The 16,710-nt window shown below is 38.0% G+C and carries 16 protein-coding genes and 1 tRNA gene; 7 read left to right on the plus strand and 10 right to left on the minus strand.

The window, feature by feature from the left end; all coding sequences use genetic code 11:
- Nucleotides 1-40 precede the first annotated feature (40 nt).
- From B9T35_RS01390 to tpiA, 3 genes are all read right to left on the minus strand, one after another.
- Nucleotides 41-125: transfer RNA gene (locus tag B9T35_RS01390), tRNA-Leu, on the minus strand.
- Between the two features lie 56 nt (nt 126-181).
- Complete coding sequence (secG, locus tag B9T35_RS01395) at nt 182-514, minus strand: preprotein translocase subunit SecG (RefSeq protein WP_086189341.1); 333 nt, start codon at nt 512-514, stop codon at nt 182-184.
- 9 nt (nt 515-523) lie between these two features.
- Nucleotides 524-1,318, minus strand: a complete 795-nt coding sequence (gene tpiA / locus B9T35_RS01400; RefSeq protein ID WP_086189342.1) for a triose-phosphate isomerase — start codon at nt 1,316-1,318, stop codon at nt 524-526.
- A gap of 266 nt (nt 1,319-1,584) precedes the next feature.
- Between tpiA and pilB the strand changes: the two genes are divergently transcribed.
- From pilB to coaE, 4 genes are read left to right on the plus strand one after another with little or no spacing between them, the layout of a single operon-like run.
- Entirely contained in the window at nt 1,585-3,300 is a 1,716-nt protein-coding gene (pilB, locus tag B9T35_RS01405; protein WP_086189343.1) for a type IV-A pilus assembly ATPase PilB, read from the plus strand.
- A gap of 26 nt (nt 3,301-3,326) precedes the next feature.
- Complete coding sequence (locus tag B9T35_RS01410; RefSeq protein ID WP_086189344.1) at nt 3,327-4,553, plus strand: type II secretion system F family protein; 1,227 nt, start codon at nt 3,327-3,329, stop codon at nt 4,551-4,553.
- A complete protein-coding gene (locus B9T35_RS01415) occupies nt 4,553-5,413 on the plus strand; it encodes a prepilin peptidase (protein WP_086189345.1) in 861 nt (286 codons plus the stop codon). The genes B9T35_RS01410 and B9T35_RS01415 overlap by 1 nt, the downstream gene beginning before the upstream one ends.
- A 41-nt stretch (nt 5,414-5,454) precedes the next feature.
- Nucleotides 5,455-6,057: a dephospho-CoA kinase gene (coaE, locus tag B9T35_RS01420; RefSeq protein ID WP_086189346.1), complete on the plus strand. Its 603-nt coding sequence runs from the start codon at nt 5,455-5,457 to the stop codon at nt 6,055-6,057.
- A gap of 91 nt (nt 6,058-6,148) precedes the next feature.
- Here coaE and B9T35_RS01425 read toward each other — a convergent pair whose 3' ends face one another.
- The 4 genes from B9T35_RS01425 to B9T35_RS01440 all read right to left on the minus strand — a co-directional run bounded on the left by B9T35_RS01425 (nt 6,149) and on the right by B9T35_RS01440 (nt 9,859).
- Nucleotides 6,149-7,066, minus strand: a complete 918-nt coding sequence (locus B9T35_RS01425; protein WP_086189347.1) for a DMT family transporter — start codon at nt 7,064-7,066, stop codon at nt 6,149-6,151.
- Nucleotides 7,067-7,270: 204 nt separating this feature from the next.
- Entirely contained in the window at nt 7,271-8,020 is a 750-nt protein-coding gene (gene rlmB, locus B9T35_RS01430; protein ID WP_086189348.1) for a 23S rRNA (guanosine(2251)-2'-O)-methyltransferase RlmB, read from the minus strand.
- Nucleotides 8,021-8,150: 130 nt separating this feature from the next.
- A complete protein-coding gene (locus B9T35_RS01435; RefSeq protein ID WP_086189349.1) occupies nt 8,151-8,474 on the minus strand; it encodes a pyrimidine/purine nucleoside phosphorylase in 324 nt (107 codons plus the stop codon).
- Between the two features lie 71 nt (nt 8,475-8,545).
- On the minus strand, nt 8,546-9,859 hold the full coding sequence (locus tag B9T35_RS01440) for a tetratricopeptide repeat protein (RefSeq protein WP_086189350.1): 1,314 nt from the start codon (nt 9,857-9,859) through the stop codon (nt 8,546-8,548).
- A gap of 114 nt (nt 9,860-9,973) precedes the next feature.
- On the opposite strand from B9T35_RS01440, the gene recN reads away from it, so the two are divergent.
- From recN to ruvX, 3 genes are all read left to right on the plus strand, one after another.
- Nucleotides 9,974-11,635 carry a DNA repair protein RecN gene (gene recN / locus B9T35_RS01445; RefSeq protein WP_086189351.1) on the plus strand — a complete coding sequence of 554 codons (1,662 nt, stop codon included), beginning with the start codon at nt 9,974-9,976 and terminating at the stop codon, nt 11,633-11,635.
- Between the two features lie 114 nt (nt 11,636-11,749).
- Nucleotides 11,750-12,304 carry a YqgE/AlgH family protein gene (locus B9T35_RS01450; protein WP_086189352.1) on the plus strand — a complete coding sequence of 185 codons (555 nt, stop codon included), beginning with the start codon at nt 11,750-11,752 and terminating at the stop codon, nt 12,302-12,304.
- Nucleotides 12,297-12,740 carry a Holliday junction resolvase RuvX gene (ruvX, locus tag B9T35_RS01455; protein ID WP_086189353.1) on the plus strand — a complete coding sequence of 148 codons (444 nt, stop codon included), beginning with the start codon at nt 12,297-12,299 and terminating at the stop codon, nt 12,738-12,740. The genes B9T35_RS01450 and ruvX overlap by 8 nt, the downstream gene beginning before the upstream one ends.
- 156 nt (nt 12,741-12,896) lie before the next feature.
- Here ruvX and B9T35_RS01460 read toward each other — a convergent pair whose 3' ends face one another.
- From B9T35_RS01460 to B9T35_RS01470, 3 genes are read right to left on the minus strand one after another with little or no spacing between them, the layout of a single operon-like run.
- Complete coding sequence (locus B9T35_RS01460; RefSeq protein ID WP_086189354.1) at nt 12,897-13,907, minus strand: HlyD family secretion protein; 1,011 nt, start codon at nt 13,905-13,907, stop codon at nt 12,897-12,899.
- A 60-nt stretch (nt 13,908-13,967) separates the two neighbouring features.
- Nucleotides 13,968-14,174: a DUF1656 domain-containing protein gene (locus tag B9T35_RS01465; protein ID WP_086189355.1), complete on the minus strand. Its 207-nt coding sequence runs from the start codon at nt 14,172-14,174 to the stop codon at nt 13,968-13,970.
- Nucleotides 14,175-14,176: 2 nt separating this feature from the next.
- Entirely contained in the window at nt 14,177-16,261 is a 2,085-nt protein-coding gene (locus B9T35_RS01470) for an FUSC family protein (protein ID WP_086189356.1), read from the minus strand.
- Between the last annotated feature and the right edge of the window lie 449 nt (nt 16,262-16,710).

Genomic DNA, 16,710 nt, shown 5'->3' on the forward strand with positions numbered 1-16,710 from the left:
ATATACACTGCGTACACCAAAATTATCTGGTTAATAATCTTGGTGCGGAAGGGGGGACTTGAACCCCCACGCCCGAAGGCACTACCACCTCAAGGTAGCGTGTCTACCAATTCCACCACCACCGCAGCTTGTGTGGGGCATTCTATGCGCTTCATCAAAAAATTGAAAGAGAAAAATTCAATTATTCTGCTGTTTTTGGTGCAGTTGGTGAAGTTTCAGGCGAATTCGATTGAACAGGTGCAGTTGTGGTCTGCACTGTTTTCAAACCATATGCATCTGAAGTCTGTTTCTTGGCAAAAACAGCCAAACTTAAACTGGTGACAAAAAACAAAGCTGTCAGTATTGCAGTTAAGCGTGTCAGAAAACTTGCTGAGCCAGATGCACCAAATACCGTTGCCGCACTGCCACCACCGAAAGAAGCACCTGCATCTGCACCTTTACCGTGTTGTACAAGAATCAACACAATCATCAATACAGCTAAAATGATATGTACTACCAGCACAAAACTATGCATGCTGAACTCCTATTTATTTTGTTTTGCAAATGCTAGAGCAATTTGATGAAAAGATGTAGCATTTAATGACGCACCTCCAACCAATGCTCCATTAATATCAGCGCAAGCCGCCAACTCTACTGCATTCTCTGCTTTAACACTACCACCATATAAAATCGCAATACGATTTCCTTCTGGCGTAATTTGATTCAAACCTTCACGAATTTTCGCGTGCATGGTTTGTGCATCATCAGGAGATGCTGTTTTACCTGTACCTATCGCCCAAATTGGCTCATAAGCAATGATAATATTGTGCCACTGCTCTGCTTTTACAACAGAAGCGATATCACAAATTTGTTGCAAAACGATTTGTTCAGCTTGACCACTTTCACGTTGTTCTAGGCTTTCACCTACGCAGTAGATAATGGTCATATTGGCATTTAATGCATAATGAATTTTATCCGATAAAATTTGTGGATTATCACCAAAAATCTCACGACGTTCAGAATGACCGATTAATACAAACTGAATTCCACTATCAACGAGTAAATCTGCACTAACCTCTCCAGTATAAGCCCCTGTTCCAGCCATACGTGAAACATCCTGTGCAACTGTAGCAATTTTCACAGAAGCATCATCTAACTGTGTTTTAACTGAGAGTAAAGCAATTGATATTGGCGCTATACCGATATGACAATCGTGCTCAGAAACAACTTCTTGCAATAAGTGTTGTTTTAAATCTTGAATCAGTTGTTGCGCGTTAGCCTGCATTGGGTTCATTTTCCAATTGCCGACAACCCAAGGAATAATAGTCGAACCCGACATACATCTAACCTTTTATCGAAAATGCGCACATTCTACACGGAATTTATTCATTCACAGAATATTTTATATAAGCACATTGTTTTTTAGATGGAATGAAAAACAGAGTAAATCTATGAGTAGGTCAATAATCGACACTATAATTACAATTAGTTCATGTTATTGATGAAATATCCTTCAACATAAAGTACTTTAATTATGGATATTTTTGCTCAGAGCCGTATAATTTTCAGATTCCAATTATAAAATAAATTTAAGGTGTATTGGGGATGTCTACGCAACAAAATTCACCACGTTTTTCAGGTTATATTCGTCGCTTGGTTGACGAAGGGCTTTTATCAACTCAACAAATGCAAGATGCGATCGAAAAAGCAAAAAAAAATAAAATCAATACGGTTGCTTATCTTGTAGAAACTTTAAACATAAAGCCTTTAGCAATCGCAGAAATGATTTCGATTGAATTTGGGGAACCACTTTTCGATTTAGATGCTTATGATCCTCAGCTTTTCCCTAAAGAAATTGTGGATAACAGCCTATTTAGCAAACATGATGTACTTCCATTGGTTCATCGTGGCAATATTCTTTATGTGGCAACCAGCGATCCAACCCATATTGAAGCATTAGATGCCATTCGCTTTAACAGCAAATTAAATATTGAACCGATTATTGTTGAACACGATAAATTAAAAAAAATATTACAAAAGTATTTTACAGCAGAAGAAAATTTTGATTTCGGTGATGATGATTTTGATGTTGACATCATGACCACAGATGATCCTATTTCTGAAGAAAGCGAGGATTCCCAATCTGCTGAAGAAGAAGCACCAATTGTTAAATATATCAATAAGCTTTTAATCGATGCCATTCGTATGGGGGCTTCAGATCTGCATTTTGAGCCTTACGAAAAATCTTATCGTGTTCGTTATCGTGTAGATGGAGTATTACGTCAAATTACCAATCCTCCTTTACAGTTGGCAAATCGTTTAGCCTCACGTTTAAAAGTGATGTCTCAAATGGATATTTCTGAAAAACGTGTTCCACAAGATGGGCGTATTAAACTTAAAATCTCAAAAACTAAAGCGATTGATTTTCGTGTGAACTCACTCCCCACCCTTTTTGGTGAAAAGCTCGTTTTACGTATTTTAGATCCATCCAGTGCGATGTTGGGGATTGATGCCTTAGGTTATGAACCTGCGCAAAAGCAATTATTTATGGATGCCTTGGACAAACCTCAAGGAATGCTCCTTATTACAGGTCCAACAGGTTCAGGGAAAACCGTATCCCTATATACAGGTTTAAACATTCTCAATACTGAGAGTTCAAATATTTCGACCGCTGAAGATCCCGTCGAGATTAACTTAGAAGGTATTAACCAAGTCAACGTGAATCAGAAAGTTGGATTAACCTTCTCAGCCGCATTAAAGTCATTTTTACGCCAAGATCCTGATATTATTATGGTCGGGGAGATTCGAGACTTAGAAACTGCTGAGATCGCAATCAAAGCAGCACAAACAGGTCATATGGTTTTATCAACACTACACACCAACAGTGCTCCAGAGACATTAACGCGACTCAGAAATATGGGCGTGCCGTCATTTAACATTGCAACCTCAGTTAATTTGGTGATTGCACAGCGACTAGCACGTCGATTATGTGGTCATTGTAAAGTTCCAGTTGATATTCCAAAGCAAAGTCTGTTAGAAATGGGCTTTACTGAACAGGATTTAGCCAATCCTGAATTACAGATATTTCAACCAGTCGGCTGTAGTGAATGTCGAGAAGGCTATAAAGGTCGTGTTGGTATTTATGAGGTGATGAAAGTAACACCAGAAATTTCTAAAATTATTATGGAAGATGGCAATGCATTACAAATTGCAGCGGCATCTGAAAGATCGGGGTTTAATAATCTGAGACGTTCTGGATTAATCAAAGTCATTAATGGGTTAACGTCATTGCAAGAAATTAACCGCGTGACCAGTGAATAAAGAAAATACAAAAAAGGATTAAGGTTATGGCAATCAAAAAAGCTCAAATGATGCCGACATTTGCTTATGACGGGGTAGATCGTAAAGGGGTTAAAATTAAAGGTGAAATGCCAGCACGTAATATGGCTTTGGCGAAGGTATCTTTAAGAAAGCAAGGCATTACCATTAACAGCATTCGAGAAAAGCGTAAAAACATTCTTGAAGGCTTAATGAAAAAGAAAGTGTCCACATTAGACATTACTATTTTTACGCGTCAATTAGCCACAATGATGAAAGCAGGTGTTCCTTTAGTACAAAGCTTTGAAATTGTTGCAGAAGGTTTAGATAATCCATCAATGCGTGAAGTCGTTTTAGGTATTAAAGGTGAAGTCGAAGGGGGGAATACCTTTGCCGGTGCACTGAAAAAATATCCCCAGCATTTTGATAATCTTTTTTGTTCATTGGTTGAATCAGGTGAACAATCAGGTGCACTTGAAACCATGCTCGATCGTGTTGCAATTTATAAAGAAAAAAGTGAAATTTTAAGACAAAAGATTAAAAAAGCCATGAAATATCCGATGGCAGTAATAGCAGTGGCACTTATTGTAACAATTATTTTAATGGTCAAAGTTGTTCCAGTGTTTGAAAGTGTTTTTAGCTCCTTTGGTGCAGAGCTGCCTGCTTTCACCAAAATGGTCGTGAATATGTCTACTTGGATGCAAAAATATTGGTTTATTCTCATTTTAGTCATTGGAATTATTATTACTGCTTTTATGGAAGCAAAAAAACGTAGTAAAAAATTTAGAGATACTTTGGATAAATTGGCATTAAAACTGCCTATTTTTGGTGATCTTGTTTATAAAGCCATTATTGCGCGGTATAGCCGAACCCTTGCGACGACTTTTGCTGCGGGTGTTCCACTTATTGATGCGCTTGAATCTACGGCTGGCGCAACCAATAATGTGGTGTATGAAACTGCTGTGATGAAAATTCGTGATGATGTTGCAACAGGTCAACAATTACAGTTTGCGATGCGTGCAACCAATAAATTCCCTTCAATGGCTGTGCAAATGGTGGCTATTGGTGAAGAGTCTGGCTCACTGGATGCCATGTTGGATAAAGTTGCTACTCACTTTGAAAGTGAAGTGGACAATGCAGTTGATGGCCTAACATCAATGATGGAGCCTTTGATCATGGCTGTATTAGGTGTTCTCGTGGGTGGTCTTGTTATTGCCATGTATCTTCCAATCTTCCAAATGGGTTCCGTTGTTTAATGCACGATCTTATTTCATATTTTATCGATTCCCCTACCGCACTTTATTTCGCAGTAGGTATGATCAGTTTATGTATTGGTAGCTTCCTCAATGTTGTGATTTTTAGAACACCCAAAATGATGGAACAAGAATGGCAACAAGAATGCCAATTCCTACTCCATCCTGAACAAGCCATTATTGATCAGGAAAAACTCAGCTTAAGCCGACCTGTTTCAACGTGTCCCAAATGTAAAGAGCCTATTCGTTGGTATCAGAATATCCCTGTCATCAGTTGGTTATCTTTAAAAGGGAAATGTGGGACATGCCAAAACCCAATTAGTTTCCGCTACCCGTTTATTGAAATACTGACAACCCTCTGTTCTTTAGTGATAGTGGCAACTTTTGGCGCAACTGTTCAAATGCTCTTTGGGCTAATTCTGACTTGGATGCTCATTGCACTCACCTTTATTGATTTTGATACACAGCTTTTACCAGATCGTTTTACACTGACCCTCGCAGCTATTGGTTTAGCTGTGAATACATTCAGTGTCTATACGTCACCTGTATCTGCAATTTGGGGCTATGTGATTGGCTTCCTTTGCCTATGGATTGTGTATTACCTTTTTAAGATTGTTACAGGTAAAGAAGGCATGGGCTATGGCGACTTTAAGTTGCTCGCTGCCCTCGGTGCTTGGATGGGACCACTAATGCTTCCGTTGATTGTGTTACTTTCTTCTTTAGTTGGTGCAATCATTGGTATTATTTTACTCAAAATACGTAAAGAAAATCAGCCCTTTGCATTTGGTCCTTATATTGCCATTGCAGGATGGATTGCTTTTATTTGGGGTGAAAAAATCATGAAAGTATATTTGGGCGGTTAAAACATTTATCACAATTTTTCTGCAACAACTTGGATATCAATATGACATTTATTTTAGGTTTAACAGGCGGTATTGGCAGTGGTAAATCTGCTGCGAGCCAATGGTTTGAAAACCAAGGAATTCAAGTTGTTGATGCTGATATTGTTGCAAGAGAAGTTGTAGAAAAAGGACAACCTGCTTTAACACAAATTAGGAATACTTTTGGTGATTGGGTTTTACTCGAAAATGGCGAACTCAATCGTTCCGCTTTACGTGAACAGATATTCAAAGATCCATCTGCCCGAAAACAGCTTGAAGATATTACCCACCCTACTATTCGCACATCAATTGTTGCGCAATTAAACGCTTCAACAAGCCCTTATGTGATTTTGGTTTCACCGTTATTATTTGAAACCAATCAACATGAGCTCACCAATCGCACTCTCCTGATCGATGCTTCAGAAGAATTACAAATACATCGCGCATCTAAACGTGATGGGCAAAATATAGAACAGATTCAAAAAATTATTTTAGCTCAAATGTCACGCTCAAAAAAACAAGCTTTGGCCAATGATACACTACTCAATGATGGTCACTTAGATCATCTTTATGAACAGCTTAAGGCTTTACATTTAAAATATTTAGCGCAAAGTGAATTAAGTTAATTACTATTTAATTAAGCATTTTCCATAAGTAAAACGCTTTATTTGTCTTTGAAAAATATAAATTTAGAAGGATTTTTAAAAAATTAAATATTCAATTTTTCTTTTGTTGATCTAGACTCGCTTGAAGTGGATCTTTACGACCAAACCAACGCCAAGGCTGTAAAGCACCTATCGCCATGCCAACCAAACCACATACAATTGCAAGGCTTAGTGGCTCACCCAATAGTGGCACTGCAATAATGGCAGCAATAAAGGGCGCTAAAGTCACAATACTCCCTGTCTTAAATGCACCTAAACGTTTAATTGCCTCGATATAAGCCAGTGTCGCAATAATGACGACAAATACACCATGGAAGATGGTCTGCATCACTAAATGGGGCATGGTGACTTGATCTAAATGTTTAGGTAAAAATAGTAGATAAAACGGCACATAAATCATGGCTGACCAAATCGCAACCCCTGCCATAGAATGCCAAGCCGACAATTTCCATTGTTTCAATAATACGGTAAAAATCCCCCACCACATCGCACTGATAAAAAATAACAGATCACCAAAACCAAAGGCCACACCTGTTGCCTGATACATGAGATAGCTCATCACAGCAATTGAACTGAGCATAATGCTTAAGCTTAACCATGTATGCTTATCAAAAGGTTGCTTAAATAAGAAAAAGCCTGCAAGCGCAGTACACAGTGGGATACAACCATTCAAAAAAATAGCCGCATGAGCAGCAGGAACATAATGGAATGCACTATAGGACGTTAGACAATATGCGATACCACCAATCATTGCCAAAATAAAAGGTTGTTTAGCCCATAAAAATGCCGTGTCTTTTTTATAAATCAGAATCGGCATTAAAATACAGAATGCCAATGTAAAACGTAATGCTGTAATGTCCCATGCGCTAATATGCCATAATGCATTTAAACGCGATGTAATCGTGAAACCTCCCCAGATACACATGGTAATTGCTATATAAACATAGCCTTGCGTGCGGGAGGTCATCATGATCATTCTCAGGTACTAATTAAACTTTAATGTATAAATTAACATTTTATATATCATCTACATCATTTGATTATCTAATCAAAATAGAAATCATACACTTCTTGCCTAAAGCGACTTTATTTTCCTTAGCAGAAAAAATAAAGTGGTCGTTAATCCTTATGCAAGATGTCTATGGTCACTCATATAAAAAGCTTTGAAATAGGATTAGTGACTATTACGTTGACGACATGCTTCATACAACGTCATACCTGCAGCTACACTTACATTTAAGCTTTGTAAATTTCCAGCCATTGGAATATAAACCGTTTGGTCGCATTTAGACTGCGTAATTGGACGTAAGCCAGTGTCTTCCGCACCCATCACAATCATAATCGGCCCAGTGAAATCACATTCCTGTAAAGGCAATGCTTTTTCATCTAGCATCGTACCAATCACACGGACATTAAAGTTATCTTGAATTTGACCCAATGTACGCGCCAAATTGGTCACTTGGATAAATTTAACTTTTTCAGCACCACCCGCCGCAACTTTACGTGCAGTTGGAGTCAAACCTGCAGCACGGTCGCGAGGTACAACCACAGCATCCACACCCATCGCTGCGGCTGTACGAATACAAGCACCTAGATTATGTGGATCTGTCACTTGATCAAGTGCCAATAAAAACACATTATCTTTACTGCTGATCAAATCATCTAAATCTTTTTCACTTAGAACGGGATGTGCACGCACTGCGGCAACCACTCCTTGGTGAAACGGTAAACCTGCCAATTTTTCTAAGCTATCACGACTTGCTTGTTGCACACTAATACCAAATGGTGCAGACAACTCTAAAATACGTTTTAAACGCTGATCTTCGCGACCTTTTAAAGTAAATAAAGTCAGTACACGTTCAGGTTCTAGCTCCAATAATGACTCAACTGAATGAACGCCATAATAATATTCGGGTTTAGCCATGAACGACCTCTGTTCTTAATTTCATGATAGAAAAGAAAAATCCTGCAAAGCCAACTTTACAGGATTTCATTAGTACTTTAGTTTAACTGATTTAGGTTAAAAATTCTTTGCCTAAATCAATTCAAGCCGATTAACCTTCTAAATGGCAAACATAGTCTAAAACGTCATCGGTTTCGATTTTAAACTTGCTGTTACCAGGGACATAGAATGATTGCCCTGCACGAAACAATTCAGCTTCTTCACTATCTGCAATTTTTACACGGCATTCACCTGAAATAATTTCCATACGTTCAGGTACATGCGTTTCAAATGTTAATGCTTGTTCCGTTGGAAGAATTACCCCTAAGGTTTTTTTCGTTCCATCTTCAAATTGAACAGTATGACTAATGCATGAACCGCCAAAATAGACATTCGATTTTTTTATCACTGATACATGATCAAACTGTGATGACATGCGTATTCTCCAGATAATGCGCATTTATAGGAATTATGTTTGCAGTAGTTTAATTGCGCTCGGCGAACTAATCAATCTATGTTTTCAATTGGATTGACTTGTATTTTCCATGTTTTTTGTTTCAGATATTCTGCATATTTCCGAGGCATATCAATCTGTAGTTGACCTGCGTCATTTACGACTTGCTCATATTTACAAACTTCCTGCCCTTGCTCATCGACCAAAGTCCAATGCGCTTTTTGGTTTGGATGCGATTTAACTTCTGCAACAATCATCGAAGAACCTTCATTCATCCCCACATGAAATTGAGCATAGTGTTCATGCTCCATTTTTTGCTGATAATCAGGAAAATCTTGAGCGTCTACATCGAAGCCCTGACTGTCATGCAATAAAACACTTTGCCTCACCGTTGGCCAAATACAAAAGCGAAGAAAATGCTGATCAGCAACACGTGTATTTAAATAGTTTCCTGCTTTAAGGTATTGATCAATCATCGGCTCAAGTAAATGAAATACACCATGACAACCGCCCCACATGCCTGCCAAAATCAGCTCGGTATGTGAATAATAGTCATGCATGGTATGAAACCATTTATCACTCTTTAGCCACTCATCTACAGCTGCTTTTTCACGATAAGATACCAATGAATCCGCATCGCGAATTAAAAAGCGTTTCACCGATGCATCATCCATCACAAAAAAACGCCAAAATAAACCTGAAATTTTCTTTTGCTCTTCATTCACCAAAATTACTTGTGCCCCTTTGTCTTGCAAACGAGTACGCACAGATTGTGGAACACTTTCATCCACATAAAAGCGACAAATCCATTCAGGATAAATTTCTTTCGCCAAATCTACATTAATCACAGAGGTTTCACAGTAACGTGGATTTGCCCCAAACAAAGAAAAGGCAATAATATTTTCTGATGGATTCTCAGGATTAAAATGTGGTGGCTGCTCAGTAATGATTTTTAAAATGATTTGGCTTTCAACTTGCTGTTTTTTACTGTTGAGTGCAGCAGCGCCATATTGTCTTAATTCATCTTTTTTACCCAAATAATGGCAGACCTCAGCCAATCCATCATAAACATTGGTATCAGTTGCTTTCGGATTGAGTTTAATCACCTGATGATAGTGCTTATAGGCATCGTCATAACGTCCTAAACGCAGTTCTGTATAAGCCAAGTCCATCATTGCAACAACATGGTTGGGTACTAGTTTTAACACTTGAGATACAGCCTTATGTGCCTCTTCAAATGCACCTTTTGCTGTTGCAGCTTTAAACTGTCCTGAGAGTTGGTTTAACTTTTGGTTCAGTTGTGCAATATTTTTCTGATTAATTTGATTATTTATAGGAGGTTTAGGTAAAGGAAGTTTCATTTTCATATTAAAATTATTTAGAATGCTAAAAATAACTTCATATTAGAATATTTTCTGACTTGAGACAAAAACAAAACTTCACTATCTTAGAACCTCACTGTTCGCGGCTTGGATGCATTTATGCTGACACACTTAAATCTGATCAATTTTGCTTTAGCCGATAACCTAGCCATCGACATTGAACAAGGCTTTAATGTCCTCACAGGTGAGACAGGTGCAGGTAAATCATTGCTTCTAGATGCACTGTCAGCTTGCTTAGGAGAACGTACGGATACCAACTATGTTCGCTATGGTTCTGAAAAAGCAGATATCACCGCTATATTTAGTTACAAAGAAAAAAGTGCCGAAGCTGAATGGTTGAAAAACCATGAACTAGATGATGAATCAGGTGAAATCCATTTACGTCGTGTTATTTTTGCTACAGGTCGTAGCAAAGCCTGGATTAATGGTCGTCCAAGCAGCCTTTCTGAACTGAAAGAAATTGGCCGTTTACTGGTTCAACTGTATAGCCAACACAGTCAACAACAACTGTTAGAACCGCCTTATCCTAAACATTGGTTAGATCGTTATAGTAATTTTGCCCAGCCTGCACAAGATGTTCGAGATGCTTATAGCACGTGGCAAAAAAATATTCGGATGCATCAAGCCGCGATTGATGCTCAAACCAATCGTATCCAACGCATCGATACGCTTAAATTACAATTAGAAGAGCTTGAGGATATTGTTCGGATTGATTATAAAGACATTGAGCAAGAGTTTGATCGTTTAAGCCATCATGAACATATCATGCAAGACTGTAGTTATAGCATCAATGCTTTGGATGAATCAGAACAAAATATTTCCCAAGAAATTGCGTCTATTATCCGTCGTTTAGAGTCACACGCAGGTCGAAGTGATCTACTTTCTGAAATTTATACGTCATTATTGAATGCACAAAGTGAATTAGAAGACGCAACAGCAAATTTACGCCAATTTATTGATCGTCAAAGTTTCGATCCAGATCGTATGGATGAGTTAAATTCACAACTCGAAATTTTTCATCGTCTAGCACGCAAATATCGTAGCCAACCTGAATTATTAAAAGAACAATATGAATTGTGGCAACAAGAATTAGAACAGTTACATCAACTTGAAGATCCAGAAACGCTGGCTGAACAAGTTGAACTTTCACATCAAGTCTTTTTAGAAAAAGCACAACATTTAGATAATATTCGACGTGAAGCTGCTATTCCTTTGGCAACTCAACTCACAGAACAAGTGAAAATGCTTGCACTACCTGAGGCATATTTTGAATTTAAATTTGAACCTTTAGAACAGGTTTCAGCAGAAGGCTTTAGCTTTATTCAACTGCTATTCACAGCCAATAAAGGTATTCCTGCACAACCGTTAGCACGTGTGGCATCGGGTGGTGAGTTATCGCGAATTGCATTAGTTATGCAAGTGATGAATGCTGAAAAAACTGAATCTGAAGTTTTGGTCTTTGATGAAATTGACGTTGGCATCAGTGGTGGAACTGCTGAAATTGTCGGTCGATTACTCACAGGCTTAGGTCAGCACGTCCAAATTTTATGTATTACCCATCAAGCCCAAGTTGCAGCACAATCTGATCAGCATCTCTTGGTGAAGAAACAGCAAACAGATCCAGCAAGCAGTACGATTTTGAACTTAGAAGAAGATCAACGAATTTTAGAGCTGGCGCGTATGACAGGGGGTGTCGAAATTAGTGAAACGACATTGCAACATGCCAAACAATTACGACAACTCAAATTTCAGCATAATTAAAATATGTATTGAATTTTAAAAAACATTTGGTGAATTTCATTTCGTCCAGTATGTTGATAAACAGATGCTAAATTTAATTAGCAGACGGATATGTATTTTAGGAGAAGTGCCTAGGTGACCAAACAATACTTGATGCATCGTTGTCTCATTGCCCCACCCGATTTGGCGGATGATTTTTTTGCCAATAGTCTTATCTATTTGGCACGACATGATGCGGATGGTGCGCAAGGGATTATTATTAATCGTCCTTCAGGTTTGCAAATCAAAGAACTACTAAATGATTTAGACATTGAAGCGGACAATGTGAATCCGCATGATGTTTTACAAGGTGGACCTCTCCGTCCTGAAGCAGGCTTTGTATTGCATACAGGTCAACCAACATGGCATTCCTCTATTGCAATTGGTGAAAATGTCTGTATCACCACCAGTAAAGACATTCTCGATGCGATTGCCCAAAATCAAGGTGTGGGTCGCTATCAAGTTGCGTTGGGTTATGCAAGTTGGAGCAAAAACCAATTAGAACAAGAAATTTCTCGGGGTGATTGGCTCATCTGTGACTCAGATATGGATTTAATTTTTAATTTGCCTTATGACGACCGTTGGGATGCTGCATATCGTAAAATAGGGGTTGATCGCACTTGGTTATCTTCTGAGATTGGACATGCCTGATTTATCACAACCACAACTTATTCTTGCTTTTGACTTTGGTACACAAAAAATGGGGATGGCTGTAGGCTCTTCACTCATTGAAAGTGCAACGCCTTTAGCACTTTTCCCAATGAAAGATGGGATTCCCAATTGGGATGAGCTGTTAAAAATAGTCAAACAACATCAGCCTAATTTATTTTTAATTGGCCTGCCGCTGAATATGGATGATTCTGAATCTGAACTATCAACACGTTCACGTAAATTTGCACGACGCTTGCGCCATCAGACCAACATAGAAACATTAATGGTGGATGAGCGTTTGACCACTCGTGAAGCTCGTGATGAATTAGATCATTATCAAGCGCAAGGCAGAGCTAAAAAACTATCTGCTGATAGTATTGCTGCTGCTTTATTTATTGAAAGTTGGTATCGTAACCCTGAAGGTTTAACCCCTTAAAGACTAATGCAAAAATCAAAGATATACCCCTTATCTTGCATCAATGTTCATAATTTCTTTATTTTTTCCTTTACGAATCAATAAAAACTTTATACAACGTGCCATTAAAAAAGCTCATTTTTCAATGAGCTTTTTTGTTTGATGAAGAGAATAAATTTACTTTTTATCAGATTCCAAAATATGCACGGTCACAGTACGACCCGCAACAAAAGCCAATTCATTATGTGGCATTTCATCCAAAACAATTTTAACAGGCACACGTTGTGCTAAACGCACCCAACTAAATGTTGGATTAACATTCGCCAGCAAACCTGAAGATGAAGTACGTTCACGGTCTTCAATTCCTGATGCGACGCCTTGTACATGACCTTTTATTTTTTCAGAATCGCCCATCAATTGAATAGATGCAGGATCTCCTACATGAATTTTATTGAGTTTGGTTTCTTCAAAATAACCGACCACATAAAGTTGTTTACGGTCTAATAACGCAGCAACAGCTTGTCCAACTTTGACATAATTACCCACACGCATATCAAAATTAGATAATGTACCATCTGCAGGGGCAATCACTTCTGCACGATTCATATTCAGCATTGCCAAATGCACTTGGCTATTTGCCGCTTCAATCAATGCTTTCTGTTGCTTAATATTGGCTTGTGCTTGTTCTATTGCTGCTTCAAGTTGTACATGTTCTGCATGCGATTGATCACGTGTTGCAAACATTTGATCTTGCTCTTGCTTAGAAATTGCACCATCCATTAAGTCTGCATAACGATTGGCATTTTTATCAGCAAGTTTAATATTGGCTTGAGACTTCACCACATTGGCTTTGGCTTGGGCTAAACCTGCTTCAGCTTCTGCAAGCCCAGATTTTGCTTTGGCTAAATCGGATTTCGCTTGCTCTACATCTAATGCTTGACGTGCCAAATCAATTTTAAAAAGTACCTGCCCTTTTTTGACAGATTGGTTGTCTTGCACTAAAACTTCAGTCACTAAGCCTGAAATATCTGAAGAGACTTGAATCACGTCACCACGGACACGACCATCACGTGTCCATGGCTCTGCATTGTAGTAGTTCCAAATATGCACCACACAAAACAAAGCGATTACTGCAACCACTAACAAAGCCACGGGTCGAATAACTTTCCGTGCATCAAAAGTTTTCATTTTTTAACCTATTCAATCATCAAACCATCAAATAAACACTTCAACTTAACGTCAAGTGAACTACCCAAAATACACAATACTCAGCCAATGAATCAGCCCTAACAAAATAACGTAAAGACATAAGTTAAAAGCGCCAGGCAATGCAATCCAACCTTTGGCAATCAGCCGATCTGTCCCCAAACTCACAATATTCAGTAAGATATATGCCAAAATGGCTTGTATTAAAAAAATGGGAACATAGACACCATAAAGATTAAGTTCACCCATATTTATGCTCCCACCAACAACGTCATATCATCGGGTGTATCTATGCCATCATGACAAATACTGTTGCGAATATTATTTACAGAGATTTCTAAACGATGACGTATATCTTCATCACCAATTTGTAGTGCTGCTTGGTCAACATGATCCAATTGCAAAATTAAATTGTGTAATTGCGCTGTCGTTGTTTTATTTTTTTCTTTTGCTTGAAACCATTCAGCTAATAATTGTTGCAATTGTGCAATAGCTTTCACAACGTCAGATTCAGGTGCCAGTTTATTCCGTAATTCTTGTAAGCGTGTTAAATCAACAACTGTACTGGATTCAATTAAAGCTTTATTCATTTCTAAGCCTAAAGCTTTAGATTGCACTTGTTTGGTATTCAGCACACCTATTCGATCTAACATGCCACGTAAATGGATGCGAAATTCAGTCCCGTAGCTCATATATATTGCTTGTTCCATATCTTTATAATGTGCTGCTAAAATTCTTTGTGCACTCATATCGGGTGACATTGCTCGGACGAAGTGAATCACACAGACCGCAATAATCGGCCCCAAGATTGAACCAATAGAACCATCAAAAAACATGATTTGATCGAGCGAATATTGATTATGTAAATTTAGTCCCATGACTGTACTCATAACCAACGGTAAACCCAAACCCACCAACGGTTGATGTGTAAACATGGTTAGGAGGTAAATTATAAGGGGAGCTAATACCACAACCAATTGCCAGAAAGTCGTTACATGCGGAAAGATGCCATAAGCATAGATAAAAACAAAAAAGGCTGAATAAATTGTACCGCGTATAAAAATTTTTAAAGCAGGTACTGGATTATCCATTGCTGTCAAAATACATGCACAAATGGCGGCAAGTTGCGCCATCATAAATCCTGTTTTCCAACCACTTAAAATCCAAAATGCGGTTGCAACCAAGATCGTAATAAATGCTGAAATTCCGCCTCGTAGTGCTACACCATAATCACGATGTAAACTTGGATACTTTGTTGTTAAAGGTGTAATCACCTCTGGTAGAGTATTATCACCCTGTTGAATGCGTTGCCAAATCAATTTTACTGCACGTACATTTTGGATGAAATGACGAACATCCATTTTTACACTACCTAAAATGACTGACTGCTCAGGGCGCGCATCTTTAAAAATGAGTTCGAAATCTGCATCAAAGGTTGCAGGTAGATGTCTTAACTCATCTTCATGAATCGGATGTTCATCATTTAAAAACTCAGCTACATGATCATGTAATTTTCTTAAATTATGACGATAAGTAGCATCAATTTGATCGAGTTGTTTCAAGCGCTCTGACATGGCAACCAAATTAGCAACCAACATAGTGACTTGATGCAATAATTCTTGTAATGATTTGGTCATACCTTTAAATTTTGATTTTTCATAACTTAAATGTACCGCCAGTGCATGAATGTCGGAGGTATCACGAGTAATATTTGCCAATAGCGCGGTGTAATTATCTTGGTGCTTTTCATCCAATAAAATACTGTCAAATAATGCATTTGTATCAAGCATCGTTTTAGCAACACGTGTTTGTAATACTGGTCCTAAATGCAGTGGAAAAAGTGTACTCGACACTACAGCACTACAAACCACACCCAAGGTGATTTCTAAGAAACGCCCAATGGCCATATCAAAAATAGAAACGGTATCAATATAAGCAATTGAGTTAAAACAAATGATCACAGCGGTATAACCTGCAAGCATAAATAAATAGCTACGCGGTGTCCGATCTAACAAGGAAACATACAGACAAATACTGACCCAAGTCGCTAAAACCAAAGTAAATAAATACGGGGTATTAATCAAAAAAGACGTTACTGCAACCGCAAATATTGCACCGACCATCGTGCCTAAAACACGATATAAGCTTTTGGATGAAGTCATCCCTGCATAAGGGTTTGCGATAACAAACACTGTACCCAAAGCCCACATCGGATAAGCCAAATTCAAAGCAAAGGCAATATAAAGCGCAAACATCCCTGCGATAAATGTTTTAGTCGCAAAAAGAAGGTCAACTTTATTGGGACGAAATGCCACAACCTGTTTGAATAAAAACATGGACAAGATCCAATTGAATACAGAAAAATAGAGCTCTCTTCATGGCATGCCGATCTTTTTGATCAGCGCTAGAAAAAAGACATCTACTTAGACACAGAGTGTTTCACGATTTTCATACTGTTAAAATATGCGGATACAACATCTTTCAAATCTACTTTCACTTTGTTCAATAACGATGAATTCAGAGCTTTTTCATTCATGATGATGAAAGACCTCTCTTCAATACTGAATCAGTGCTTTTAATTTATTTGAGAAGATTTGTTCAACCGAACAATAAATTTGATGAATTTTAAAGCACAATTGCACAATTAAACTTTCATCATTAGATATTTATATTTTAATTTTTGCAAAAAAACACCAATTAGTCAACATAAAATATCTTATATTGATAATTTAAACAAAATTAAGTGTTATTTATTCATCAATTTCTTGTATATTGATCATTCTAA

This window comes from Acinetobacter sp. ANC 3832 (assembly GCF_002135415.1).
Lineage (GTDB): Bacteria > Pseudomonadota > Gammaproteobacteria > Pseudomonadales > Moraxellaceae > Acinetobacter.

What these genes read in the sequence shown, in the direction of transcription:
- tpiA (WP_086189342.1), bottom strand. Translation starts at nt 1,318, where the DNA reads ATGTCGGGTTCGACTATTATTCCTTGGGTTGTCGGCAATTGGAAAATG.
- B9T35_RS01425 (WP_086189347.1), bottom strand. Translation starts at nt 7,066, where the DNA reads ATGATGACCTCCCGCACGCAAGGCTATGTTTATATAGCAATTACCATG.
- B9T35_RS01410 (WP_086189344.1), top strand. Translation starts at nt 3,327, where the DNA reads ATGGCAATCAAAAAAGCTCAAATGATGCCGACATTTGCTTATGACGGG.
- B9T35_RS01460 (WP_086189354.1), bottom strand. Translation starts at nt 13,907, where the DNA reads ATGAAAACTTTTGATGCACGGAAAGTTATTCGACCCGTGGCTTTGTTA.
- B9T35_RS01470 (WP_086189356.1), bottom strand. Translation starts at nt 16,261, where the DNA reads ATGTTTTTATTCAAACAGGTTGTGGCATTTCGTCCCAATAAAGTTGAC.
- ruvX (WP_086189353.1), top strand. Translation starts at nt 12,297, where the DNA reads ATGCCTGATTTATCACAACCACAACTTATTCTTGCTTTTGACTTTGGT.
- rlmB (WP_086189348.1), bottom strand. Translation starts at nt 8,020, where the DNA reads ATGGCTAAACCCGAATATTATTATGGCGTTCATTCAGTTGAGTCATTA.
- B9T35_RS01435 (WP_086189349.1), bottom strand. Translation starts at nt 8,474, where the DNA reads ATGTCATCACAGTTTGATCATGTATCAGTGATAAAAAAATCGAATGTC.
- recN (WP_086189351.1), top strand. Translation starts at nt 9,974, where the DNA reads ATGCTGACACACTTAAATCTGATCAATTTTGCTTTAGCCGATAACCTA.
- B9T35_RS01415 (WP_086189345.1), top strand. Translation starts at nt 4,553, where the DNA reads ATGCACGATCTTATTTCATATTTTATCGATTCCCCTACCGCACTTTAT.
- pilB (WP_086189343.1), top strand. Translation starts at nt 1,585, where the DNA reads ATGTCTACGCAACAAAATTCACCACGTTTTTCAGGTTATATTCGTCGC.
- secG (WP_086189341.1), bottom strand. Translation starts at nt 514, where the DNA reads ATGCATAGTTTTGTGCTGGTAGTACATATCATTTTAGCTGTATTGATG.
- B9T35_RS01440 (WP_086189350.1), bottom strand. Translation starts at nt 9,859, where the DNA reads ATGAAAATGAAACTTCCTTTACCTAAACCTCCTATAAATAATCAAATT.
- coaE (WP_086189346.1), top strand. Translation starts at nt 5,455, where the DNA reads ATGACATTTATTTTAGGTTTAACAGGCGGTATTGGCAGTGGTAAATCT.
- B9T35_RS01465 (WP_086189355.1), bottom strand. Translation starts at nt 14,174, where the DNA reads ATGGGTGAACTTAATCTTTATGGTGTCTATGTTCCCATTTTTTTAATA.